Annotated in this window: 23 protein-coding genes; 3 read left to right on the top strand and 20 right to left on the bottom strand. The window is 63.3% G+C overall.

From position 1 onward, the window contains the following. Window positions 1–24 precede the first annotated feature (24 nt). The 18 genes from ACRQHG_RS01695 to hrcA form a co-directional block, all read right to left on the bottom strand. Window positions 25–738: a glycerophosphodiester phosphodiesterase family protein gene (locus ACRQHG_RS01695; protein ID WP_284896377.1), complete on the bottom strand. Its 714-nt coding sequence runs from the start codon at window positions 736–738 to the stop codon at window positions 25–27. A 77-nt stretch (window positions 739–815) separates the two neighbouring features. Beyond that, window positions 816–1199: a 50S ribosomal protein L20 gene (rplT, locus tag ACRQHG_RS01690; RefSeq protein ID WP_026429412.1), complete on the bottom strand. Its 384-nt coding sequence runs from the start codon at window positions 1197–1199 to the stop codon at window positions 816–818. 37 nt (window positions 1200–1236) lie between these two features. Next, window positions 1237–1431, bottom strand: coding sequence for a 50S ribosomal protein L35 (rpmI, locus tag ACRQHG_RS01685; protein WP_016442851.1), 195 nt, complete (start codon window positions 1429–1431; stop codon window positions 1237–1239). An 81-nt stretch (window positions 1432–1512) separates the two neighbouring features. Then, a complete protein-coding gene (infC, locus tag ACRQHG_RS01680) occupies window positions 1513–2181 on the bottom strand; it encodes a translation initiation factor IF-3 (protein ID WP_087070840.1) in 669 nt (222 codons plus the stop codon). 286 nt (window positions 2182–2467) lie between these two features. Continuing rightward, window positions 2468–3229, bottom strand: a complete 762-nt coding sequence (locus ACRQHG_RS01675) for a HisA/HisF-related TIM barrel protein (protein ID WP_284896375.1) — start codon at window positions 3227–3229, stop codon at window positions 2468–2470. After that, window positions 3195–3761, bottom strand: coding sequence for a hypothetical protein (locus ACRQHG_RS01670; protein ID WP_284896374.1), 567 nt, complete (start codon window positions 3759–3761; stop codon window positions 3195–3197). Before ACRQHG_RS01670 ends, ACRQHG_RS01675 begins: the two co-directional genes overlap by 35 nt. Window positions 3762–3789: 28 nt before the next feature. Then, window positions 3790–4311, bottom strand: coding sequence for a YbhB/YbcL family Raf kinase inhibitor-like protein (locus ACRQHG_RS01665; RefSeq protein WP_284896373.1), 522 nt, complete (start codon window positions 4309–4311; stop codon window positions 3790–3792). Between the two features lie 65 nt (window positions 4312–4376). Beyond that, window positions 4377–5213 carry a polyprenyl diphosphate synthase gene (gene uppS / locus ACRQHG_RS01660; protein WP_284896371.1) on the bottom strand — a complete coding sequence of 279 codons (837 nt, stop codon included), beginning with the start codon at window positions 5211–5213 and terminating at the stop codon, window positions 4377–4379. Continuing rightward, window positions 5210–5941: a DNA repair protein RecO gene (gene recO / locus ACRQHG_RS01655; protein WP_435719370.1), complete on the bottom strand. Its 732-nt coding sequence runs from the start codon at window positions 5939–5941 to the stop codon at window positions 5210–5212. Before recO ends, uppS begins: the two co-directional genes overlap by 4 nt. A gap of 11 nt (window positions 5942–5952) precedes the next feature. After that, window positions 5953–7833, bottom strand: coding sequence for a 2-isopropylmalate synthase (locus ACRQHG_RS01650; protein WP_284896367.1), 1881 nt, complete (start codon window positions 7831–7833; stop codon window positions 5953–5955). A 183-nt stretch (window positions 7834–8016) separates the two neighbouring features. Continuing rightward, the gene (locus tag ACRQHG_RS01645) at window positions 8017–9621 is read right to left on the bottom strand and encodes an alpha/beta hydrolase family protein (RefSeq protein WP_435719369.1); all 1605 of its coding nucleotides are present in this window, start codon (window positions 9619–9621) and stop codon (window positions 8017–8019) included. Window positions 9622–9624: 3 nt separating this feature from the next. After that, the gene (gene era / locus ACRQHG_RS01640; RefSeq protein WP_435719368.1) at window positions 9625–10533 is read right to left on the bottom strand and encodes a GTPase Era; all 909 of its coding nucleotides are present in this window, start codon (window positions 10531–10533) and stop codon (window positions 9625–9627) included. Between the two features lie 6 nt (window positions 10534–10539). Continuing rightward, the gene (locus ACRQHG_RS01635) at window positions 10540–11820 is read right to left on the bottom strand and encodes a hemolysin family protein (protein ID WP_435719367.1); all 1281 of its coding nucleotides are present in this window, start codon (window positions 11818–11820) and stop codon (window positions 10540–10542) included. 6 nt (window positions 11821–11826) lie between these two features. Continuing rightward, window positions 11827–12312: an rRNA maturation RNase YbeY gene (ybeY, locus tag ACRQHG_RS01630; protein WP_026429421.1), complete on the bottom strand. Its 486-nt coding sequence runs from the start codon at window positions 12310–12312 to the stop codon at window positions 11827–11829. Between the two features lie 110 nt (window positions 12313–12422). Further along, window positions 12423–13394, bottom strand: a complete 972-nt coding sequence (locus ACRQHG_RS01625; protein ID WP_035277247.1) for a PhoH family protein — start codon at window positions 13392–13394, stop codon at window positions 12423–12425. 6 nt (window positions 13395–13400) lie between these two features. Next, on the bottom strand, window positions 13401–14186 hold the full coding sequence (locus ACRQHG_RS01620) for a 16S rRNA (uracil(1498)-N(3))-methyltransferase (protein WP_284896360.1): 786 nt from the start codon (window positions 14184–14186) through the stop codon (window positions 13401–13403). Next, complete coding sequence (gene dnaJ, locus ACRQHG_RS01615; RefSeq protein WP_284896359.1) at window positions 14183–15295, bottom strand: molecular chaperone DnaJ; 1113 nt, start codon at window positions 15293–15295, stop codon at window positions 14183–14185. The genes ACRQHG_RS01620 and dnaJ overlap by 4 nt, the downstream gene beginning before the upstream one ends. A gap of 136 nt (window positions 15296–15431) precedes the next feature. Further along, complete coding sequence (gene hrcA / locus ACRQHG_RS01610) at window positions 15432–16451, bottom strand: heat-inducible transcriptional repressor HrcA (protein WP_026429424.1); 1020 nt, start codon at window positions 16449–16451, stop codon at window positions 15432–15434. A gap of 142 nt (window positions 16452–16593) precedes the next feature. On the opposite strand from hrcA, the gene ACRQHG_RS01605 reads away from it, so the two are divergent. From ACRQHG_RS01605 to ACRQHG_RS01595, 3 genes are all read left to right on the top strand, one after another. Beyond that, window positions 16594–17451, top strand: a complete 858-nt coding sequence (locus tag ACRQHG_RS01605) for a DUF3097 family protein (RefSeq protein ID WP_284896423.1) — start codon at window positions 16594–16596, stop codon at window positions 17449–17451. Window positions 17452–17632: 181 nt separating this feature from the next. After that, window positions 17633–18595 (top strand): DMT family transporter, encoded by a 963-nt coding sequence (locus tag ACRQHG_RS01600; protein ID WP_284889062.1) that lies wholly within the window; start codon window positions 17633–17635, stop codon window positions 18593–18595. A gap of 77 nt (window positions 18596–18672) precedes the next feature. Then, window positions 18673–19461, top strand: a complete 789-nt coding sequence (locus ACRQHG_RS01595) for an SDR family NAD(P)-dependent oxidoreductase (protein WP_101594937.1) — start codon at window positions 18673–18675, stop codon at window positions 19459–19461. Between the two features lie 34 nt (window positions 19462–19495). On the opposite strand, the gene hemW is transcribed toward ACRQHG_RS01595, so the two are convergent. Both hemW and trmB read right to left on the bottom strand, forming a co-directional pair. Beyond that, a complete protein-coding gene (gene hemW / locus ACRQHG_RS01590; protein WP_101594941.1) occupies window positions 19496–20764 on the bottom strand; it encodes a radical SAM family heme chaperone HemW in 1269 nt (422 codons plus the stop codon). 6 nt (window positions 20765–20770) lie between these two features. Beyond that, window positions 20771–21751, bottom strand: coding sequence for a tRNA (guanine(46)-N(7))-methyltransferase TrmB (trmB, locus tag ACRQHG_RS01585; RefSeq protein WP_244899277.1), 981 nt, complete (start codon window positions 21749–21751; stop codon window positions 20771–20773).

The raw sequence follows: 21751 nt of genomic DNA, 5'->3' as shown, positions 1-21751 counted from the left end.
CAGGTTGTGGGTTGTCGGGAGCCGCTAGGGCCGCACGAAGCCGTCGGTAAAGATGCCGGCCACGCCCCAGCGTTCTAGTTGCCGGGCACGTTCGGGGTTGTTAACTGTGTAGACGTGCACGTCTCGGCCCGCCGCGCGGGCCTGCGCCACCACGGCCGCGGTCACGGCGTCGTCACTCACATGCAGGTAACGCGCATCGGTGAGGTCAAGGACGGTGCGCCAATCCGGCCCGAAGGTCGCGCGCTCGAATAGCGCTCCGCGTGGGATTTCCGGGGCGTGGCGCGCGAATTCGGCCAGTTGCAGGTGGGAGAAAGAGGAGACGAGCGCCCGCTCGGGGCCGAGCCGCCGGGCTTGTTGCGCCACCGCACGAACCAGGGCGCGAGCCTGCTCGCCGCCCTGCGCGCAGGGTTTCATTTCGATATTGATGCCCATCCCAGTCTCTAGGGCAAAATCGACGAGCTGCCCGAGGGTGGGGATTTTTTCTCCCGCGAAGCCGGGGCTGAACCAGGAGCCGGCGTCCAGCGTTTCCAGGTCCTGGGCGCGGAGTTCATCGACGCGCCCGTGGCCGGTGGTGGTGCGCTCCAGGGTGGCGTCGTGGCACAGCGGGAGGGTGCCATCCGCGGTGATATCCACATCCGTTTCGATCCAGGTGAATCCTGCCTGGTAGGCGGCCCGGAATGCAGCCATGGTGTTTTCGGGGGCGTCGGCGGACAGGCCGCGGTGGGCGAAAAGTTTCATGATTGTAGTCTAAACGCAGCGGCCCGAGTAACGAGGTATCGTCACTCGGGCCGCTGATGCATCACGCTTGAAAAAGCTTAGGCAACCTTGGGTGCGTTCACGTCTTCCGGAAGCGCAGCCTTGGCAGCATTGACCACCGCGGTGAAACCGGTGGGATCATTGACGGCCATTTCAGCGAGCTGACGGCGATCAACTTCAATTCCGGCCAGGCCCAGGCCCTGGATGAAGCGGTTGTAGGTCATGCCTTCGGCGCGCACGGCCGCGTTGATGCGGGTGATCCACAGCTTGCGGAAGTCGTTCTTCCGCTTTTTGCGGTCGCGGTAGTTGTAGACGAAGGAATGGGTGACCTGTTCCTTGGCCTTGCGGTAGAGGCGGGACCGCTGCCCGCGGTAGCCGGACGCCCGATCGAGGGTAGTGCGACGCTTCTTCTTGGCGTTAACGGAGCGCTTGACGCGTGCCATGTTTTTCTCCTTTTACAAAACTTTTCGTCGGACGAATCTAGCGGCCGAGCAGACGGTTAACTTCGCGAAGGTTGGACTTGTCCACAACCTGGTCGCGCGAGAGCCGACGCTTCCGGGTGGAGCTCTTGTGCTCCAGCAGGTGGCGCTTATTGCGCTGTTCGCGCATGAGCTTGCCGCTTCCCGTCACGCGGAAACGCTTCTTCGCACCGGAGTGCGTCTTCATCTTGGGCATTGTTCATCCTCACTCGTGCCCCGGGGGCACATTTGATCTACCAGATCTTTCGCGCCCGCGGGCGCGCTTTCACAAGGCAACTTATTCGGTTGCGGCTGCGTTGTTATCCGTTTCGGAGGTTTTTGCGTTGCGTTCGGCCGCGCGTTTGGCGGCTTTCGCGCGCCGGTTCTCGCGTTCAGCTTCACGACGACGCCGCTGATCGGACTTCGCTTCGGACTTCCGCCGCGTGGGCGCAAGAACCATGGACATATTGCGTCCGTCAGCGCGAGGTGCTGCTTCCACGGTGGAAATTTCCGCGAGTTCTTCAGCCAGGCCGGAGAGCAGGCGCACACCCATTTCCGGGCGGGATTGTTCACGGCCGCGGAAACGAAGATCGAATTTGACCTTATCCCCGGCGTTCAGGAAACGTTCCGCCTGCGACTTCTTGGTGTTGTAGTCATTACCGTCAATCTTCAGCCCAATCCGGATGGATTTGATCTGAGTATTGGCCTGGTTACGACGAGCTTCCCGAGCTTTCTGGGCGGATTCGTACTTGTATTTCCCGTAGTCCATGAGGCGCGCGACCGGCGGATTGGAATTCGGAGCAACTTCCACCAGGTCAAGGTTCGCCTCAACGGCCAGGCGGAGCGCATCTTCCGTGCGCACCACACCAACCTGTTCACCGCTGGGGCCAACAAGGCGCACCTTAGGGACGTGGATGCGATCATTTACACGCGGTTCGTTGTTAATTGCAGTTCCTCTGTTCCTCAACGTGGACAACGCACGGAGTACTCCCGAGGTGACACGGCACGCCAAACGGCCATGTTACGAACCCGCTACCCTTTGAATATGACCCGGTCCTTCCTTTTCCGAAAATTTCTTTTCGAAACAGCGGCCCGGGCGGGCGGCTAGGTGGGATTTCTCCACTTGCGTTCCGGCAGAATGCCGGATTGACCGTACTAGTTTAGCACATCGGCATGAGTTACGGATAACACCGCGGGTTATTCTCCCCACATGCAACGGCGCAGCCACGCCCCGCAGCCACGGAACTCACCGCTCAGGCAAGCTCCTCGAGGGCTTGGGCAACGGTGAAGTTGCCTTCGTAGAAGGCTTTGCCAATAATGACGGAGTCCACGCGGCCGAGCGAATGACCATCCGCGCTCGCATCGCGCTCGCTCAGCTCCCGAACGCCGCGCAGATCGGCAAGCGTCGCCATACCGCCCGAGGCGGTGATATGCGCTTGGCTCAGCTCCGCGACCCGCTGGAGTAACTCAAGATTAGCCCCGGCGAGGGCGCCATCTCGGGTTCGATCCGTGACGATATAGCGGCGCGCACCGGCGTCGTCGAGAAAATCTATAACCTCACGCAACTCCCCAACATCGGTACCGGCACCGCGCGCAACCACCCGGGCGCCGTCGACATCAAGACATACGGCAACCCGGTCCGCGTGCTGCGCCAGTACCCGCGCCACCCACGCGCGATCCCGCAGGGCGGTGGTCGCGAGGTTAATGCGTTCTGCGCGGGTAGCGAGGGCACGGTCGAGCACCTCCGGGGTGTCGATTCCCCCGGAAAGCTCCCAGCGCATCGGGCTGCTCTCCATGAGGCGCTCCAGCAGGGAGAAATTATCCCCGGTGCCGTATACAAGGTCGAGATCCACCAGGTGAATCCACTGCGCCCCGGCCGCCCGGAAATCCGCGATAGCCGCGGCCGGGTCACTCCACGCTTCCGGGCCGCTGCCCAGCCGCGCGGAACGCCCCGCCCGAATATCTACCGCAACGAGCAGCTCACAGCTCATCGCGATCCCCCGCGGAATCCTCATTACCATCTTCGCCCCGCGCTACTTTGCGCAGAATCTTCTCAATATCTGCCTGCGTGAGCTGCGCAGAATCCCAGGTCTCACAGTCGGTAATGGAGCGCTCCCCCAGCAGGAGCTCCTCCACGATGGGATCCAGGGAGTTGAGCAGCAAACCGGAAGCGATTTCCTCATCGGCCTTGCCAGCGAAGAAACGCCGCGCGCGCACCATCCCGGATACGCCCGGTTCAAAACCGGTAGATTCTTTATCCAGATTGACGTCAATAAGAATGGAACCGTAGGGGCTGAGACGGGAGAGCATTCCGGCCACCGCGGGCGCGTCGTCGGAAAGGGAGGCGGGTTCCTCATCGGGATCCGGGCCGGTGATATTGCGGATATCCCATTCATCGTAGACGGGCGTTTCCAGCTGGCGGTACACCAGCGCCCCGGAATCCGTGGCCACCACCTGCACGTCCAGGCCGTGCAGCGCGCAGAGCGCCGCGAGGGCATCCGCGCTATCAAAAGGTGTGAGTACCGCGTAGGTGCGCACGTCAGTCATCGAGTTATCCTCCCCTTGCGCTTCGTTATTAGTTATTTTCCCAGGTGCCGGTGAGCAGGCCGCGGCCGAGCACGTGTTCGCGCGCCAGGAAATACGCCACCGCGGGCCGGGTTTCTGCATCGATATCCAGTACGGTATCGAGGGCGAGCACCGCGAAAATATAGCGGTGCGGGCCGTGGCCGGCCGGCGGGGCGGCGCCCTGGAAGCTCGGGGTTCCGCCGTCGTTCTTCAAAGTGAGGGCGGGTGCCGGAAGGTCATCAGAGCGGCCGGCCGCAATTTCGGCGGTATCGGCGGGCAGATTCGCAACCGTCCAATGCCAGTAACCGGACGGGGTGGGAGCATCCGGGTCATAGCAGGAGACGAGCAAGCTCACCGTGCCCTCCGGCGGGATATCCCAGCCCAGTTGCGGATTGCGGTCCGCGCCGCCCGGGGTGGTGCCGGTGCCGGTTGCGCTTTCGGGCAGGGCTTCCCCGTTCGCGAAATCATCGGAGGTGAGGTGAAGATCAACGCTTCCGGCCGGCACTCCGGCGTAGGGATCGTGGGTGGTCATATCCGCTCCTTATGCGTGCTTGATGCGTGGCGCCGCGGCCGTGCGGCGGGCGCGCTTAGTCCAGTCTAGCGTGATGAGGCCGCGCCTTCCGGCGCAATTTTGTCGACGGCGCCGCCGAATCGCCTTTCGCGCTGCCCGTAGGCGGCGCAGGCTTCCCACAGGGCACGACGCTCGAATTCCGGCCAGGGCAGCGGGGAAAAATACAGTTCCGCGTAGGCGCTTTCCCACATGAGGAAATTGGAGGTGCGGTATTCCCCGCCGGTACGGATAAGGAGATCGACGTCGCGCATGCGGGGGGCGTAGAGCTGGGCGGTCAGAGTTGCTTCGCTAATGCGCTCGGCTTTGAGTTCCCCGCGGGCCACCCGCTCGGCCACCGCGCGCACCGCATCCACGATTTCCGCGCGCCCGCCGTAGTTAATGCACAGATTGAGGACCATCCGGGTATTTCCCGCGGTCAGTTCTTCCGCGGCGCGAATTTCACGCAGCACCGAGCGCCACAGCCGGCCCTCGCGGCCCACCCACTGAACTCGCACTCCCCATTCGTGGAGCTGGTCGCGGTTGGCGCGGATAATATCGCGGGAAAATCCCATGAGGAAACGCACCTCGGAAGGCGAACGCCGCCAGTTTTCGGTAGAAAAAGCGTAGACGGAGAGCTCTGCGATTCCCACTTCCAGGGCGCCGGCCACCACGTCCATGAGGGAACGCTCGCCGGCTTTATGGCCTTCGGTTCGCGCCAGCCCGCGGGCATTCGCCCAGCGCCCGTTGCCGTCCATCACGATGGCTACGTGCTCGGGCACCTGCCCCAGTGGCGGGGGCGTGATGCCGGGCCGGTGGGCCGGGGTGGGGCGCTCCAGGTGAGGGAGGTGGTCCAGCTGCGCTCGATTCGGGTGCTCGTCTGTCATGATGCCGACCTCACGATCTGCAAGGAACGTACCTTGCGTTCCAAATACCATTGCACATACGCGGAAATATATCCGTGTGCGGTTTCCCCGGCGCTGCCGGCCAGCGCGTCAATAACTTCCCAATCTCCGCGCGCCAGGGCCGCGAGGAGCCTGCGGGTATCTTCGCCCGGATAGGCGGCCCCGCGCGGGGCACAACGCCGGCACACCAGGCCGCCGGCTTGCACATGGAAGGCGGTGAGATCATCCCCGCTGCCGCAGAGCGCGCAGGAGGTCACCGCCAGGCCCCACCCGGATACCGCCATGGCGCGCAGCAGGTAGGAATCCATAATTGGATAGGGGGCGTGCTGGCGGGCAGCCAGGGAATTGAGGGCGCCCAGGAGAAGGCGGTAGTGGGTCCTATCCGGTTCGCCTTCCGCCCCGAGTTTTTCCGCGACTTCCACCATGGTGCTCGCGGCCGCGTAGGCTTCAAAATCGGGCGCGATAGCCCGCCCGAAAGGATTGAGGGTGGCCACTTCCGTGACAATATCGAGGCTGCGCCCCCGGTAGAGCTGCACATCCACGTAGGTGAACGGCTCCAGGCGCGCCCCGAATCGGGAGCGGGTGCGGCGCACCCCTTTGGCCACGCAGCGCACCAAACCGTGCGCGCGTGCCAGCAGGGTGACGATGCGGTCCGCTTCCCCCAGGTCCTGCGTGCGCAGGACTATTCCTTCATCCCGATAGAGTTTCACTGGCTCCCAGTTTAGCGGTGCGCGCGATTGACAGCCGAGATAATCGCCTTGAGGCCGGCGCGTGTCGTGGAGGTGTGAATACCGCAGCCCCACAGCACCTGGTCATCAATCTCGCATTCCACATAGGCGGCCGCCGAAGCATCCGTACCCTCGCTCAGGGTGTGTTCGGCATAGTCGAGCACGTGGATATGTTCGCCCAGCTGTTCCATGGCATTGACGAAAGCGTGGATAGGTCCGTTACCGCTGCCGTGCAGGCTGTGCTGCACGCCGTCCGCCTGGGTTTCTACGACGGCGCTAATATCGGTCACCCCGCCGCTGTTATTGGTGAATTCCAGGGCGCGCAAACGGTAGCGGCCCCACGGGGTGCTGGTCGTACCCGGCGCGCCAGGTGCGTTCTGCGAGGCCGCAGCGCCCGCCGCGCCGGCCGAACCCGCTGCGCTCGTTGCACCCGCCGGCTTCACCGCCGCAGCGCCCGCCGGCTCCTGCTCCCCGTATCCTTGCGAGAGCGGGAGGTATTCGTCCACGAAAATATCCCACAGGGTATCCGCGCTGACTTCTTCGCCGGTGCGCTCCGTCCAGGTTTGCACGATGCGGGAGAGTTCGATTTGCATGCGCCGGGGCAGGTCCAGGTTGCGGGTGGTTTGCATGAGGTAGGCAACCCCGCCTTTGCCGGACTGGGAATTAACCCGCACGATGGCATCGTAGGTACGCCCCACATCCTTGGGGTCAATGGGCAGATAGGGCAAGGCCCAGGGAACCTGCCGCTCGTCTCCCCCGGCTGCGGCCAGATCCGCGGCCCGGCGTTGCATCCCCTTCTTAATGGCGTCCTGATGGGAGCCGGAGAACGAGGTGTAGACAAGCGAACCGGCGTAGGGCACCCGCGGGCCCACCTCAATCCCGGTGCATTCTTCGCACACATCCACAATGGCATCAATATCGGAAAGATCCAGCTCCGGATCAATTCCCTGCGAATAAAGATTCATGGCCACCGTAATAAGGTCAACGTTTCCGGTGCGCTCCCCCTGCCCGAAGAGGCAGCCTTCCACCCGGTCAATACCGGCGAGCATCGCCAATTCGGTGGTGGCCACCCCGGTGCCGCGATCATTGTGGTTATGCGCGGAAAGCGCTACGTATTCGCGCTTGGGGATATGGCGGGAGAAGTATTCGATTTGATCGGCGTAGACGTTCGGGGTGGCGCGTTCCACCGTGGTGGGAAGATTAATAATAATTTCGCGCTCGGCATCCGGTTGCCACACATCCATGACCGATGAGCACACCTCAAGAGCGTAATCAATTTCAGTATCCACGAAGATTTCCGGGGAATATTCGAAGCCGAAAATAAGATCGTCCGGAAGTACCTTTTCGGCGTATGCCACGATTTCCCGGGTTCCGGCCATGGCCAGTTCGCGGATGGCTTCCTTGGAGGAGCCGAAAACCACATCGCGGAAAACCGGCGAGGTGGCGTTGTACAGGTGCACGGTGGCGCGCGGGAATCCGGCCAGCGCATCGATGGTGCGGTGAATAAGTTCGGGGCGCGACTGGGTGAGAACCGAGACGGTCACGTCGTCAGGCACCGCGCCGTCTTCCGCCAGGGAGCGCACAAAATCCCAATCGGTTTGGGAGGCCGCCGGGAAACCGATCTCAATTTCCTTCACGCCAATCTTGACGAGCAGATCAAAAATCCGCCGTTTGCGGATCATATCCATCGGTTCGATAAGGGCCTGGTTGCCGTCGCGCAGATCGGTGGAGAGCCAGCGCGGCGCCTTGGTAATACGATTATTGGGCCAGGTACGATCCGGCAGTGCAATCGGATTTGTATCCAGGAAGGGCCGATACTTGTAGAAGGGCATACCCGAGGGGCGCTGACGGTGCGTGTATCCGGAAGTTTTCATGGGGTGGTCACCTTTTATTTTTTGTGTGGCGGTCAATTTTAAGAACGACGGCGCAGCTTAACCCGCCGCGAGGAGCCGAATAAGCTCGCGGCGGCTCATAAGGAGAAGGCGAGAGGTACCCATAGGCATAACTCTAACCCCTCAGCTAGCTGAATATGCACAGATTTGTCCGCGATGTGAGACTTACAGGACCGCCGGGAAAGCATTCCAGTATCCCAAGCTCATGAGCAGCACCGCTTGGGCACACAAAGTGAGCAGCGTGGTAACCCGCGCGATACGCCCCATGCCGGGCCGGGCATTCCAGCTGCGGAACGCGGCCCGCACGTGCATCCACGCCGCACCTAGCGCCGCCAGGTGAACAAGGGCGAAACCGCCCTGCACGATCAGCAGATTATGGGAATAGGTGAGCGCGATATGGGCAACGGCCACCAAATACACAAGGAAGACCGCCCAGGCACCCACCACCGAGAGGGAAGCGAGATTGAGAGCTGCCCCCGATCCGGAGAAATTCGAGAGGCGATGCCCGCGCACCGGAATCCAACACACCGCCACCAGCACGATGCTCACCGCCAGGAGGGCCACGCCTCCTAGCGCAATATAGAGCGCTGTTTGGGCGGTGAACCACCCGCCGGCCGCGAGGGTGGGGGCCACGAAGGCCTGCCGTGGTTGGTCACCGGCCACCCGCAGTTGCGCCGTCGCCGTAAAGGGTAAACCATTGACCCAATCCGCAGTATCTTGCATGGCCGCGCGTGAAAGCTTGCTGCGGTTGATCTGGAGGCCGTGGTCGGCGTCCTTGTAATAGCGCACCGTGAGCGCGCTATTGCCGGCCTCTTCCAGGTAGCGGGCCATCATCTGCGGGCCCTGGATGGTCGGCATGGAATTATCGGCCGTGCCGTAGAGCATGAGGACCGGCATGGTCATCTGCTTCTCGTAGGGGGCCGCATCGAAATCGATATAGCGGAAGGTATCGGGGCCAAAATCCTGGCCGATGAGTTTCGGGATGGCGGCGCGCAGCCGGGCCGGGGCGTGAATTTCGCGCAGGTAGGCGTCCGCCGCGTAGGCCCCCTGCTGGCGGATCGGGAGCACCGGCGCGCTGATGAGGGCCACGTAATTGACCGCCTTCGCGCTGGTGGCCACAATCGGGGCCACGAAGCAGCCTTCGGATACGGCGTAGAGGCCCGAGTGGCGCGCATCAACATCCTCCCAGGAGAGCATCTCCCGGTACACATCCTCAAAATCCGCGGCGAGCTGGAGGTAATCGCGATGCGTCGTCGTATAGTTCGCCACCCGTTTTTCCGGAACCACCGTAATAATCCCGGTGGAGGCAATCGCTTCGGTTTCCCGCCCGAAATCGCGCGCGGAAGAGGTGCCGGTGCCGTGGATAAAAAGCATCCCGGGCACCACCGAAGCCGCGCCCACCGGGCGTTTGACGACGGCGGGAATCAGGGTGCCATCGCGCAAGGTGATCGTGACGGTGCTACTGGCCACCTGGTAGGTTCCCAGCCGCGCGGTGGGGACCCCGGTGGAAATGGTGGTATCCGGGGTTTGCGGGGCAATCGCCGCGGTCATGGGCTGCGGATTCCAGCCCGGGCCGAAGGCGCTCCCGATGAGCCCGGCGGCCAACACCACAATCAGCCAGGTGACGAAGCGTTTATGGGTGGGCAGCCAGCGCCGCCAGCCCCGGCGCGCGGTGCGTTCCGCGCTCTCCAGGTGGCTAGCCGGCACCAGGGTGCGCCCCGGCGGCGGATTATCGGTAGGCGGGGTGTAGGGAAGATCAGTCAGGCGCACGTATCAGAACCCGAGTCGATCCAGCATTTTCGGGTCGCGCTGCCAGTCTTTGGAGACCTTCACGTGCAAATCAAGGTAGACCGGCGTGCCCAGCAACGCCTTAATCGCTTTGCGGGCATCGCGCCCGATCTGGCGCAGGCGCGCTCCCCCGCGTCCAATAACAATCCCCTTCTGGGAATCGCGTTCCACGTGCAGCGAAGCATGGATGCGCACCAACGGGCCCCCGTTGGGTGCGGTGTCCTCAATAATGTCGTCGATGGTGACCGCGAGGGAATGCGGGAGTTCTTCGCGCATTTTTTCCAGGCCGGCTTCGCGGATCAGTTCCGCGATGAGGGTTTCTTCCGTTTCGTCGGTGATGGCATCCAGCGGATACAGCGGCGGGGAAACGGGCAGTTGCTTAATAATCTGCTCGGTGAGGAGTTCCACCTGGTCCATCGTGGCTGCGCTCACCGGCACGATCTCGACGAAATCGTGGAAAGCCGCCACGGCCACAGTTTTTTCCGCGAGGACTTCGCGGGTAACCAGATCAGTTTTGGTAATCGCGGCGATCATGGGAACTTTCGCGCGCACCGCAAGATCGAGGAGGTATTTATCACCCGGCCCGAGTTTTTCATTGGCGGGCAGGCACATAATGATGGTGTCCACATCGGCGATGGAATCGCGCACCATATCGCCCAGGCGTTCGCCCAGCAGGGTGCGCGGGCGGTGCATTCCCGGGGTATCCACAAGGATCACCTGGCCGGCATCCCGGGTCACAATGGCGCGGATAATACGCCGGGTGGTTTCCGGGCGGGCGCTGGTAATGGCGACCTTTTTCCCCACCATCGCATTGGTGAGGGTTGATTTCCCGGCGTTCGGGCGGCCCACCACCGAGGCGAACCCGGCCCGAAATTCTGTGTTCTCCACCGTCATTGTGTTCTAGTCCTCGCCCTCATCTTCGGTTTCTTCGCGCGCAACGATAATAGTCGATAACCGGCGCCGGCGCCCTTCGAAGGGGTCGGCCACCATGTGGATTCCGGCCACGGTTGTTTCGGCACCACGGATGGGGACCCGCCCGATGCTCTTGGCGAAGAGGCCGCCGGCGGTATCTACGTCGTCGTCCTCCAATTCGATTCCGAAGAGGTCACCCAGATCGTCAATGGGCATGCGCGCCGGGATTCGGAAGCTTCCCGCTTCGAGTTCTTCCACGGCCGGGAGGGCCCGGTCGTGCTCATCGGAAATTTCGCCCACGAGTTCTTCCACGAGGTCCTCGATGGTGACCAGGCCGGCAATTCCGCCGTATTCATCCACAACGAGGGCAATATGGACCTGGTCGGCCTGCATTTCCCGCATGAGGGTGTCAATAATCTTAGTTTCCGGAACGAAAACCGGTTCGCGTACCAGATCGGCTACCCGCAGGTCATCGTGCTGGTGGCGCCGGTGCACCCGCCGGATTACGTCTTTGAGGTAGAGCACGCCGATCACATCATCAATGGATTCCCGGTAGACCGGCACCCGCGAGAAACCGGAGCGGGTGAAGAGGGAAATGGCGCGGTCCAGGGTTTCATCCGCCTCCACCGCGATCATATCGGTACGCGGCACCATGACCTCACGCACCAGGGTATTACCCATATCGAAAAGCGATTGCAGAATATCGCGTTCGGCATCGTCCAGGGCTTCGGATTCCGCCACGCGTTCCACCATGACGGCGAGCTGGTCTTCTTGGCGCTGTTCGGCTTCCTCGGGTGAGAATTCGCGTTCCCGGATGAGCAGCGAGAGCAGCCAGGTGAGTGGGGAAAGCCACCAGGTGGCTTTGCGTAGCACCCGCTGGTGGCGTTCCACCCCGAAACTCAGGGGGTTGAAGAAGGCGAAAGCGAGGAGGGCCAGGACCGTCACGCCGAAGAAAATGGGGAAGATCTGCCACCAGGCCGCCACATCCGTGCCCAGGGCGAAAGTGAAGCAGATTCCGTAGCTGGCCATGAGGAGGGCACGCACCACGGCGATGCCCATGGAGGCGGCCGGGCGGCGGGCCATAATGGCCACCACGCGCGCCGAACCGCGTTCCTTATGTGCGTACATTTCCGCGGCTTCGGTGCGGGTCATGCGCCCGAGGGCCGCGCCCACTACCGTGCACCACAAGGAAAGCACGAGGCACAGTCCGGCGGCTATATAAAACGGGGCGGAGGGCAGCGTTCCCGCTGCCACGGGTAAGTGATCCATCCTTTCTTACACCTCCGTGGGGCGCGGATCGCCTCCCCCGCGTTCGGACAGGAACACGAGGAGGAGTTGGCGTTGCAGAGCGAACATGGTGTCTTTTTCTTCCGGGGTTGCGTGATCGTAGCCGAGCAGATGCAGAATCCCGTGGGTCACGAGGAGCAGAATTTCTTCCGCGGTGGAGTGCCCCATGGCGTGGGCTTGGCGGCTGGCAACCTGCGGGCATACCGCAATATCTCCGAGCATTCCCGGGCGCGGTTCTTCGCCGGGCGGGGCCGGGCGCACCTCATCCATGGGGAAGGACATCACGTCCGTGGGCCCTTCCAGATCCATCCACGTGACGTGGAGATCCGCCATGGCATCCTCATCGAGGAGCACGATGGACAGATCCGCCATAGAATGCACCCGCATCTTATCGAGGACGTAGGTGGCTAGCTCCGAGATCTCTTCCAGATCCGGAGCCGGACTAAAACTCGATTCGTCATTTACTTCTATCATGTGGTCTTTCCTGACAACCGTTCCCTAGCTTCTCCCGAAACTGCCCTACCGCAACGCACGCCGCAGCGTACGCCGCACTACGCGCCGCTACTCACGCCTATCGCCCCGAGCTAACGCTGCCGGGAATCCCAGCGGGCATAGGCATCAATAATTTCGGCAACTAAGCGGTGGCGCACCACGTCCGCCGAGCTGAGCTCCGAGAAATGAATCCCCGGAACATCGCGCAGAATCCGGCGCACCACCTGCAATCCGGACACTTTATTCGCCCCGAGATCAACCTGGGTGATATCGCCTGTCACCACCATTTTAGAGTTGAAGCCGAGCCGGGTGAGGAACATTTTCATTTGTTCGGGTGTGGTGTTCTGCGCCTCGTCCAAAATCACGAAGGCATCGTTGAGGGTGCGCCCGCGCATATAGGCCAGCGGCGCCACCTCAATGGTGCCGGCCGCCATGAGTTTCGGGATGGAATCCGCGTCGAGCATGTCATACATGGCGTCGTAAAGCGGGCGCAGGTACGGGTCGATTTTATCGGTGAGAGATCCGGGCAGGAAGCCGAGGGATTCTCCGGCTTCCACCGCCGGGCGCGTCAAAATAATACGTTTGACCTGCCCGTCATTGAGGGCCACCACCGCTTTGGCCATGGCCAAATAGGTTTTCCCGGTGCCGGCCGGGCCGATCCCGAAGGTAATATCGTGGGCGTCGATGGCGTCCACGTAGGCTTTTTGCCCCAGGCTTTTGGGCCGGATCGTTTTACCGCGGTTCGATAAAATATCGGTGTGCAGCAGCGTGGTGGGATGCGCCACGCCGGCGCGCGCAATATCAACGGCGCGGGCAACCGCGTCCCGGGTGAGGATTTCACCTTCGGCGACGACGTCGATTAATTCCCCGATGAGCGATTCGGCAAGATCGAGTTCCGCGGCCGGGCCCGTCAGAGTGATCCGGTGGCCGAGCACGTGAATGGTGGTGGGGGCCAGCCGTTCTTCCAGGGTTCGCAGCACGTCATCACGATGCCCGAGCAAATGAATCATGGAAACCCGGTCCGGCACCACAATGGTGCGCTGGCTGTTTTCTGTGTGCGTCATTACGTCCTATAGTAGCGTGCTCAGCGCGCGCACGGTGGCGATACTTGCCAAAGCGTAGGCCCCGGCGGAGGCGCTGCGCAGCACATGCGCTCCCAGCAGCACCGGGATGGCCCCCGCTGCCTGCAAGATCTCCATTTCTTCCGGTGCGATACCGCCTTCCGGGCCGATAATGACAGCCACGGGGCCGGCTATGTGCGCGGTACTCACTTTTCCGCGGGCCACCGCCTCGGCCAGGGTCAGTTCGGCTTCCTCGTGGCAGAGCAGCACGGTGCTCCCGGTGAGGGCCTGGGGTAGCTGCGCCGTCGTACTTAAGGAACGGATGCGCGGAATATAGCTGCGCCGCGATTGTTTCGCGGCGGCGCGTGCCGTTGCCTGCCAGCGGGCCCGGCCCTTCTCCTCTTTGTTTTTCCAGGAGGCGACGCAGCGGGCCGCTTCCCACGGGAGGATATCCCACACCCCGTATTCGGTGCAGGTTTCCACGGCCTGTTCGTCGCGGCCGCCTTTGGCGAGGGCCTGGACCAGGGTGATCGGCCCGGCCGGTTTCGGCTCCGCGCTCGCTTCCTCCACGCGGGCGCGCACCTCATTTTTAGCGACGGCGCTCACCGTGCAGCGGGCCCGCCGGCCCTCCCCATCGGAGATGAGGATCTCCTCCCCTACCCGGATACGCATGACGCCAGCGTGGCGGGCTTCGTCACCGCTGAGGCTCAGTTCCTGGCCCACGCTCAGGGCGACGCCGGCTCCGCCCCCGGGCCGGGTGGCGGGGAAGTCGGCGAAGAAAAGCGGGAGCGTCACAGCGAACTCAACCTTTCGCGCAATTTATCGAAGAACGATTTGCCCTGCTCAGCAAGCTGGGCGTCCTGCACGCTTTCCCCGCGTAAGTCGGCCAGTTCGCGCAGAAGTTCGCGTTGGCGTTCATCCAGGTCGGTGGGGGTTTTCACCGCGACGGTGATCCGCATATCCCCGCGGCCCTTGCCGCGCAGCCGCGCCACGCCCAGACCCTTGAGGGTGAGGACCACGCCGGAGGAGGTCCCGGCGGGAATCTCCAGCTCGCGGTCCCCATCCAGGGTGGGTATGGTGACGCTACCGCCCAGGGCCGCGAAGGTCATGGGTACCTGGACTTCGCCGAGGAGTTCATCGCCCACGCGCTGGAAAATGGGGTGTTCTTCCACCCGGATTTCCACGAAGATATCGCCGGCCGGGGCGCCGAAGGTTCCGGCATCGCCCTGGCCGCGCAGGCGGATGCGCATACCGTTCTCGATGCCGGCCGGGATCTCCACGGTGAGGGTTTTTTCTTGGCGGATGCGACCGGTGCCGTGGCAGGGGCGGCAGGGATCGGCGATAACGGTGCCGTGGCCTTCGCAGGTATGGCAGGGCACCTGGGTGACCATCTGGCCAAAGAGGGAATTCGTGACCTGCTGGACCATCCCCTGGCCCTGGCAGGCCCCGCAGGTGACCGGCTGGGATCCGGCCGCGCAGCCGCTGCCCGCGCAGGTGGGGCAGACGGTGAAGAAGGAGTCGCTCACCTGGCGCTGGGCTCCGAAGACCACATCGGACAGTTCGATGCTCAAACCGAGGAGGGCATCGCGCCCGCGTTCCCCGCGCGGGGCCGGGCCGCCGGCGCGCATTCCCCCACCCCCGAAGAAGGTGGAGAAAATATCGTTCATATCGAAACCGAAACCGGCCGCTCCGGCTCCCCCGCCGCGTCCGCCCAGGTCATATTGGCGGCGCGAATCCGGGTTGGAGAGCACCGTATACGCTTCGTTGACTTCCTTATAGCGTTCGGCGGCTTCCGGACCGGCGTGATCCGGGTGTAATTTGCGCGAGAGGCGCAGGTACGCTTTGCGGATTTCTTCTTGGCTCGCATCGCGTTCCACCCCGAGGGTTTCGTAAAAATCAGCCACATTTCTCCCGTCTTTGTTCTTTTCTGCGCCCTGCCCGCGCGCCGGCGTGCTTGACTCCGAGTGACCGCGCCCGGCGCCGCGCGCTACGCTGCGATAGTTCCGTTCCCTACCACTGCGATCATCACTACGCCTGCCACTACGACTGCCCGGACAGAATACCGGATAGATAGTGGGCAACGGCACGCACCGCCGCGATATTCCCGGGATAGTCCATTCGGGTAGGGCCGACGACGCCTACCCGGGCCACTTCATGCCCGGCTACTTCGTAACTTGAGGAGACCACCGAGGTCTCGCTCAGGTTTTCATGGTCATTTTCCACGCCGATGGATACCGCCACATCAGTTTCCATCGCGGCGAGGAGGCGCAGCAGCACCACCTGTTCCTCCAGGGCATCCAGCACCGGGGAAATCGAGTGGAGGAAATCTACCGAGTGGCGCGAGAGATTGGCGGTGCCGGCCATGGTGAGGCGGTCCTCCGCGCCGGTATGCACCGCGGTGGTGAGCGCTGCCGCAATATCGCGCAGGGCTGCGGCAGCTTCCGGTTCACTGCGCTCGGCAATCTCCGCGAGGACTGCCACCGCGGTGGTGAGCGGCTGGCCGTTGCAGCGGGTGGTGACTTCCCGGCTCACCGCGTCCACATCCAGGCCCTCCAGGTGCGGAGGCACCGCGATCACGCGCTGTTCTACCCGCCCCGCGCTGGTAATAACCACGAGGAGAATCCGGGTAGCGCCGAGCCAAATGAGTTCCAGGTGGCGCAGCACCGCTTTATCGAGGGCCGGGTATTGGATAACCGCGACCTGCTGGGTGAGATGGGAAAGCAGGCGGGCCGCGCGCTCCAGCACATCGTCCAGGTCCACCGCGGCATCCAAGATTTGGCTAATGGCGCGCCGTTCCGCCCGGGAGAGCGGTTTAACGGTGGTGAGGGAATCCACGAAAGCCCGGTAGCCGGCATCGGTGGGGATACGCCCGGCCGAAGTATGCGGGTGGGTGAGCAGCCCGGCTTCTTCCAGAACCGCCATATCATTGCGAACGGTGGCCGGGGAAACTCCCAGCGCGTAGCGTTCCACGAGGGCCTTGGATCCCACCGGTTCGCGGGTGGTGACGTAATCGCGCACAATCGCCTCAAGAACGCGCCCGCGCCGATCTTCTGCCGCCACCGGTATCCTTCCTCCCTGCGCCGTGGAACCACCGAGATGCTCTTGGTGTTACCTTGAGTTATCTTGAGCCCGCTCAGCACTCTACACCTTCGAGTGCTAATTCTACGCGGGGCGGACCCTGAGCGCATACCCTTAGAGCGTGATGTTCTCTGCTACCGGAATGCCTGATCGCTACGGCGACGACGTGCTCGCCCACGACCCGCACGACCACCGCCGCCCCTCCCGCCCCGTCCCGGCGGCACCCGGCCTCCTTATTGAAGACGTGGCTTCCGGCTTTGTGGGCGAAGTGCTCTCGGTGGGGAAAGTGGCCGGGCGCTGGCAGATGGAACTGGAGGGCCGCGGCGGGGTGCGCCGTTCCTTCCCGCTGGGCAAAGGCTATTGGATCGACGGCGAGCCGGTGGAGATCACCGCCCCACGCGTGGAGGCACCGCGCGGCCGGCTCCTCACCGCCTCCGGTTCTTTTCACGTGAAAGCACGGGCGCGCGTCGCACGTGCCTCGCGTATATGGGTGGAAGGTAAGCACGACGCCGAACTGGTAGCCAAGATCTGGGGTGAGGATCTGGCCCTCGAAGGTGTGGTGGTCGAGGAATTACTCGGGGTCGATAATTTGGAAGCGGTGGTGCGGGAAACTGCCCCCGATGATGAGCATCGCCTGGGCGCGCTGGTTGATCACCTGGTACCCGGCTCTAAAGAATCGCGGATCGCGGCGCGGGTGGCCGGCCCGGGCGTGCTGGTGCTCGGCCATCCCTATATTGATGTGTGGCAGGCCATTAAACCGGCTGTGATCGGCTTGCGGGCCTGGCCGGAGGTACCGCGCGGGGAAGATATTAAAGTGGGTACCCTGCGCCGGCTCGGCTGGCCGCACGAAACGGCCGAGGATATTGGCCGGGCCTGGGCCCACATCCTCTCCTGCGTGCACTCCTATAAAGATATTGAGCCCGCACTGCTGGGCCGCATGGAAGAACTCATCGATTTCGTCACCGCCGCCGGAACGCGGTAGTAGCCGTTATCTGAGCGCCATCACCGCAGCTCACGCGTCCGCCGGCTTCGCCACGCGAACCGAGCTACAATCCCGATGCCCTCAGGGTATATCCTTGCTGCGTGCGCTTATCCGGCCCCGGCCGGAGCCGCTGCCCTCGTTGTTTCGGTTCTTCTTCACCCCTATCAGGAGTTGTGATCACGTGGCCCTCCAGCGCCGCTCCCTCGTGGACAAAATCGCTGTTGCGTCCCCGCGCGGCACCCTCGCCGTCGCTTCAGTTCTCGTGGGACTTGTTTCTCCCTTCATCACGCTATCGGGAGAAAACGCCACCACGATTGTGTTCTTCCGCTTCGGCTTAGCTTTCCTTGCCCTGCTGCCCATGGTGGTTCACGAATGGCGCCAGTACGGGCCGATGCGGCGCGCTGATCTGCTACTCTACGCGGTGTGCGGGGTGTGCTTCGGGGTGGATATGGCCCTGTGGACGCCCTCCGTGCTACTGGCCGGCCCCTCGGTTTCCGCCGTGGTGGTCAATTACGTGCAGGCCCTCGCGGTACCTTTGGTCGCGTGGCTGTTCTTCCGCAACCGGGTGCCGTGGATGTTTTTCGTAGCCGCACCTTTTTCCCTCGGCGGGATTTTCTTGCTTTCCGGTATTCTCGACGGCGCAGGCGGATCTGACCTGGTACGTGGCATTATCCTCTCCGCGCTCGCGGGTCTGACCTACACCGTTTATGTAGTCCTCACGGGGCGCACCAATTCGCCGCATCACCAGGGCACCGCCATGGCGATTGTGTGCCTGGTTACCACGGTGGTGTCCACCCCGCTGCTCATTGCCACTCACGGGCCCCTCACCCTCGCGCTGTCGGCGAGTTCCTGGGGCTGGATGATTCTTATTGCGCTATCCAGCCAGGTGCTGGGGTGGTTGTTCTGCCAGGCGAGTATGCCGCTGGTCAATCCTTCTGTGGCCGCCACCCTTATTTTGATTCAGCCGCTGAGCGCCATTGTTTTTTCCGCGGTTCTTGTGGGTGAACGACTCTCCGCCCTGCAATGGCTAGGCGCGATTATTATGCTGCTCGGAATTTTCCTCATCGGGCGGGCCCCGAAGCGCCGCTACCGGCTCGGCATCAAGCGCCCCTCGCTGCGCATCCGGCGTAGGCCCGTAGCGTAAAACTTCCCCGACGAACGACCTTCGCGGCGCCCCTTCGATAGATTGCGACTATGGTCCCCTACCACGAAGGAGTAGCTATGCGGGGTAACAATGTCACCACTTTCCCGGTTCTTGCCGATAAGAGCGTTATTGTCACGGGCGGAGCCTCCGGACTCGGGCGCGAAGCATCGATTCTTTTTGCTGAAGCCGGCGCCAAGGTCATCGTCGCTGACTACAATCTGGAAGGCGCTGAAGAAACTGTCGCTACCATCAAGAAGGCCGGTGGCGAAGCTATTGCGGTGCGTACCGATGTTTCTGATTCCGAATCTGTCCAAAAGATGGTTGCTACCGCGGTAGAAACCTACGGGCGCTTGGATGGTGCTTTCAATAATGCCGCGGCGGCCCCCGATAATGCGCTCACCTCGGAATTCGATGAAGACTACTGGGATAAGCTCATGAAAGTCGATCTCAAGGGTGTGGCGCTGTGCATGAAGTACGAAATTAAGCAGTTCCTCGCGCAAGGCGATGGAGGTGCCATCGTCAATACCGCTTCGGTTTCCGGAATTCGGCCCCAACCCTTTAACCCCGCCTATGTTTCCGCCAAGCACGGAGTGATTGGCCTAACCAAGGTGGCAGCAGTGGAGAACGGGCCACATAATATCCGCGTCAATGCTATTGCCCCGGGCGCAATTGATACTCCCATGCTGCACGATGCACTCGAAGCCCTGGGTACGAGCGGCGAGGAATACGCACCCATGATTTCCTTGCTCAATCGTTTTGGTAGCCCGCGCGAAATCGCGCAACCGGCCCTGTGGTTGCTTTCCGATGCGGCTTCTTACGTGACGAGCACCGTGATCGCCGTGGATGCCGGTTACACCGGGCGTTAGCGCCCGGCACGTTCAGAAATAACCAGACCCCGCGCTACCAGAGCGCCCGGGTCACGGTATCAGCCAGGAGCCGTCCGCGCCGGGTCAGAACAAGACGCCCGGCGCGGGCGCTTTCTGCCTCAACTAAACCGTCCCGAACCAGGCCCTCCACTACCGCGGCATCCACGCCGGCGGGAATATCAATTCCGCGGCTCATCCGAATACCGAGCATGATTTTTTCTTCGCGTTGTTCGGCCGGGCTGAGAATTTCCCGCTCCAAGGCCGGCGAAACAATGGCCGGCCGGCTCGCGGCCGCCTCGCCCGGCGCGCGGAGCGCGGCGGCGCCGTCGTCGTTCCCTATTCCGCGCGCCCAGACTCGATCCGCATAAGCACGTGGGTGTTTGACGTTCCAGAACCGGACCCCGTTAATATGCGAGTGGGCACCGGGGCCGTACCCCCACCAATTCGCGTTCTCCCAGTAATAGCAATTGTGGCGGCATTCGTGGCCGGGGCGGGCCCAATTCGAAATCTCGTACCAGCGGTAGCCGGCCGCGGAGAGGATATCGTCGGCGACCTCGTATTTATCGGCGAGTTCGTCCGGATCGGGGAGGCTAATGAGGCCGCGGCGGGCCTGCATCCCCATTTTGGTGCCCGGTTCCACCATGAGCCCGTAGGCGCTGATATGCGCGGGTTCGAGGGCAAGGGCGGCCGCGAGCGAGGTGCGCCACTGCTCCATCGTTTCCCCGGGCGCCCCGTAAATAAGATCGAGGGAATACTCCAGGCCCAGTTCGCGGGCCCAGCCAGTCACGCGTTCGACCTGGCCAGGGCTGTGTTGGCGGTCAAGAGTGCGCAGCACCTCGGGCACGGCCGATTGCATCCCGAAGGAGATGCGGGTGAAACCGCCGGCCCGCAGGGTGGCGAGAGCCGCGCGGTCCACGGATTCCGGATTGCATTCCGTGGTGATTTCGGCGCCCTCGGCCAGGCCGAAAGCGCGCTCCAGCTCCGCGAGCACCGCGACGAGCTGCCCGGCGTCCAGCAGCGTGGGAGTACCGCCCCCGAAGAAAACCGTCCGCAGCGCGCCGCGGTTGGTGCCGGTATCGAGGACCTCGTGCGAGAGCACAATCTCCCGGGCGAGGGACGCCGGGAAATCATCGCGGCCCGCGCCCGGCCCGAAGCTCGGCTTGGTATAGGTGTTGAAATCGCAATAGCCGCAGCGCACTGTGCAAAAAGGAATATGAACGTAGGCGGAAAAACCGGCGCTCACATCCGGGTTCGGGAGCGCGCCGGAGGCCGGGGCCGGCTCGCCGTGCGGGAGGGACGCCATCGGAGCCTAGGCTCGCGCCGCGGTATCGGTATCCGCGGGTGCTGCGGTACCGGTATGCTCGGGCGCCGCGGGTTCCAGCGCGGTGCGCAGCGCGAGAATATCATGGATGGTGCGCCCGGCCGCGATGCCGCGTTCCTCGAAACGGGTGAGCACGCGTTCCTCCCAGCGCGGCGCGAAACCGCCGCGTTCCGGGGTGGGATCCGCGGGGTCCGGGCGTTCACCGGCGTGCGGATTCGTGAAATACGGGGATGATTCGACGACGTCGCGCATCTGCCACGCGTAATTATCCCAATCCGTGGCCAGCCGCCAGGCGCCCCCCTCCCGGAGCATTCCGGCCACCACCGTGGCAAAAGGCGCAGCAACCAGGCGGCGCTTATGGTGGCGGGCTTTACGCCAGGGATCGGGGAAGAAAGTCCACACCTGCTCGGCACGCGGATTCGCAGCATTCGGATGGGTGGCACTGCGCGCCGGCCCGCAAGCAGTCACGTCTTCCCCGCGCGCCAGGCCCGCGCATTCCAGCCCAAAGAGGACGGGGAGCGCTTGGGCGGCGTCGGCCTCCAGCACCCGCACATTCTCAATGCCCGCGCGCAGAATACTGGCGACGCAGCGCGCCGCGCCGGGAGCCCAGGCTTCCACGAGCAGCACATTATATTCGGGATGGCGCTGGGCGAATGAAACACCGTGCTCGCCCGAACCGGGGCCGATTTCCACGGCGAGCGGCGCCTCGCGGCCGAAAACTTCCCCGAGGTCACAACGCGAATCCAGGGCTACCGTGGTGGCCTGGGGGCCGGGTGCCAGCGGCACAAAAAGTTCGGGGTGGCGAGCCACCGTTTCTTCGTGGCGCGCACCCAGGCGCGAACCGCGCAAGGAGAAGGAGCGGATGCGCCATTGGGAGCGCTCGGGTGCGGAGGGCCCGGCTGCGCCGTCGTGCTGCTGCGGCGCGGCATCCGGGTGAGCCGCGCGTAAATCTTCGGGACGCTCGGACAT

It is taken from the genome of Actinotignum vesiculae (genome assembly GCF_051267215.1).
GTDB classification, from domain to species: Bacteria; Actinomycetota; Actinomycetes; order Actinomycetales; family Actinomycetaceae; genus Actinotignum; species Actinotignum schaalii.
This window is presented reverse-complemented; position numbering and strand designations above follow the sequence as displayed.

Excerpts from the sequence above, each read along its gene's own strand:
- ACRQHG_RS01605 (WP_284896423.1), top strand. The coding sequence starts at position 16,594 with ATGTTCTCTGCTACCGGAATGCCTGATCGCTACGGCGACGACGTGCTC.
- ACRQHG_RS01670 (WP_284896374.1), bottom strand. The coding sequence starts at position 3,761 with ATGACTGACGTGCGCACCTACGCGGTACTCACACCTTTTGATAGCGCG.
- rplT (WP_026429412.1), bottom strand. The coding sequence starts at position 1,199 with ATGGCACGCGTCAAGCGCTCCGTTAACGCCAAGAAGAAGCGTCGCACT.
- ACRQHG_RS01635 (WP_435719367.1), bottom strand. The coding sequence starts at position 11,820 with ATGGATCACTTACCCGTGGCAGCGGGAACGCTGCCCTCCGCCCCGTTT.
- ACRQHG_RS01595 (WP_101594937.1), top strand. The coding sequence starts at position 18,673 with ATGCGGGGTAACAATGTCACCACTTTCCCGGTTCTTGCCGATAAGAGC.
- uppS (WP_284896371.1), bottom strand. The coding sequence starts at position 5,213 with ATGACAGACGAGCACCCGAATCGAGCGCAGCTGGACCACCTCCCTCAC.
- trmB (WP_244899277.1), bottom strand. The coding sequence starts at position 21,751 with ATGTCCGAGCGTCCCGAAGATTTACGCGCGGCTCACCCGGATGCCGCG.
- rpmI (WP_016442851.1), bottom strand. The coding sequence starts at position 1,431 with ATGCCCAAGATGAAGACGCACTCCGGTGCGAAGAAGCGTTTCCGCGTG.
- era (WP_435719368.1), bottom strand. The coding sequence starts at position 10,533 with ATGACGGTGGAGAACACAGAATTTCGGGCCGGGTTCGCCTCGGTGGTG.
- ACRQHG_RS01650 (WP_284896367.1), bottom strand. The coding sequence starts at position 7,833 with ATGAAAACTTCCGGATACACGCACCGTCAGCGCCCCTCGGGTATGCCC.
- hemW (WP_101594941.1), bottom strand. The coding sequence starts at position 20,764 with ATGGCGTCCCTCCCGCACGGCGAGCCGGCCCCGGCCTCCGGCGCGCTC.
- ACRQHG_RS01665 (WP_284896373.1), bottom strand. The coding sequence starts at position 4,311 with ATGACCACCCACGATCCCTACGCCGGAGTGCCGGCCGGAAGCGTTGAT.
- ybeY (WP_026429421.1), bottom strand. The coding sequence starts at position 12,312 with ATGATAGAAGTAAATGACGAATCGAGTTTTAGTCCGGCTCCGGATCTG.
- ACRQHG_RS01675 (WP_284896375.1), bottom strand. The coding sequence starts at position 3,229 with ATGAGGATTCCGCGGGGGATCGCGATGAGCTGTGAGCTGCTCGTTGCG.
- ACRQHG_RS01695 (WP_284896377.1), bottom strand. The coding sequence starts at position 738 with ATGAAACTTTTCGCCCACCGCGGCCTGTCCGCCGACGCCCCCGAAAAC.
- ACRQHG_RS01625 (WP_035277247.1), bottom strand. The coding sequence starts at position 13,394 with ATGACGCACACAGAAAACAGCCAGCGCACCATTGTGGTGCCGGACCGG.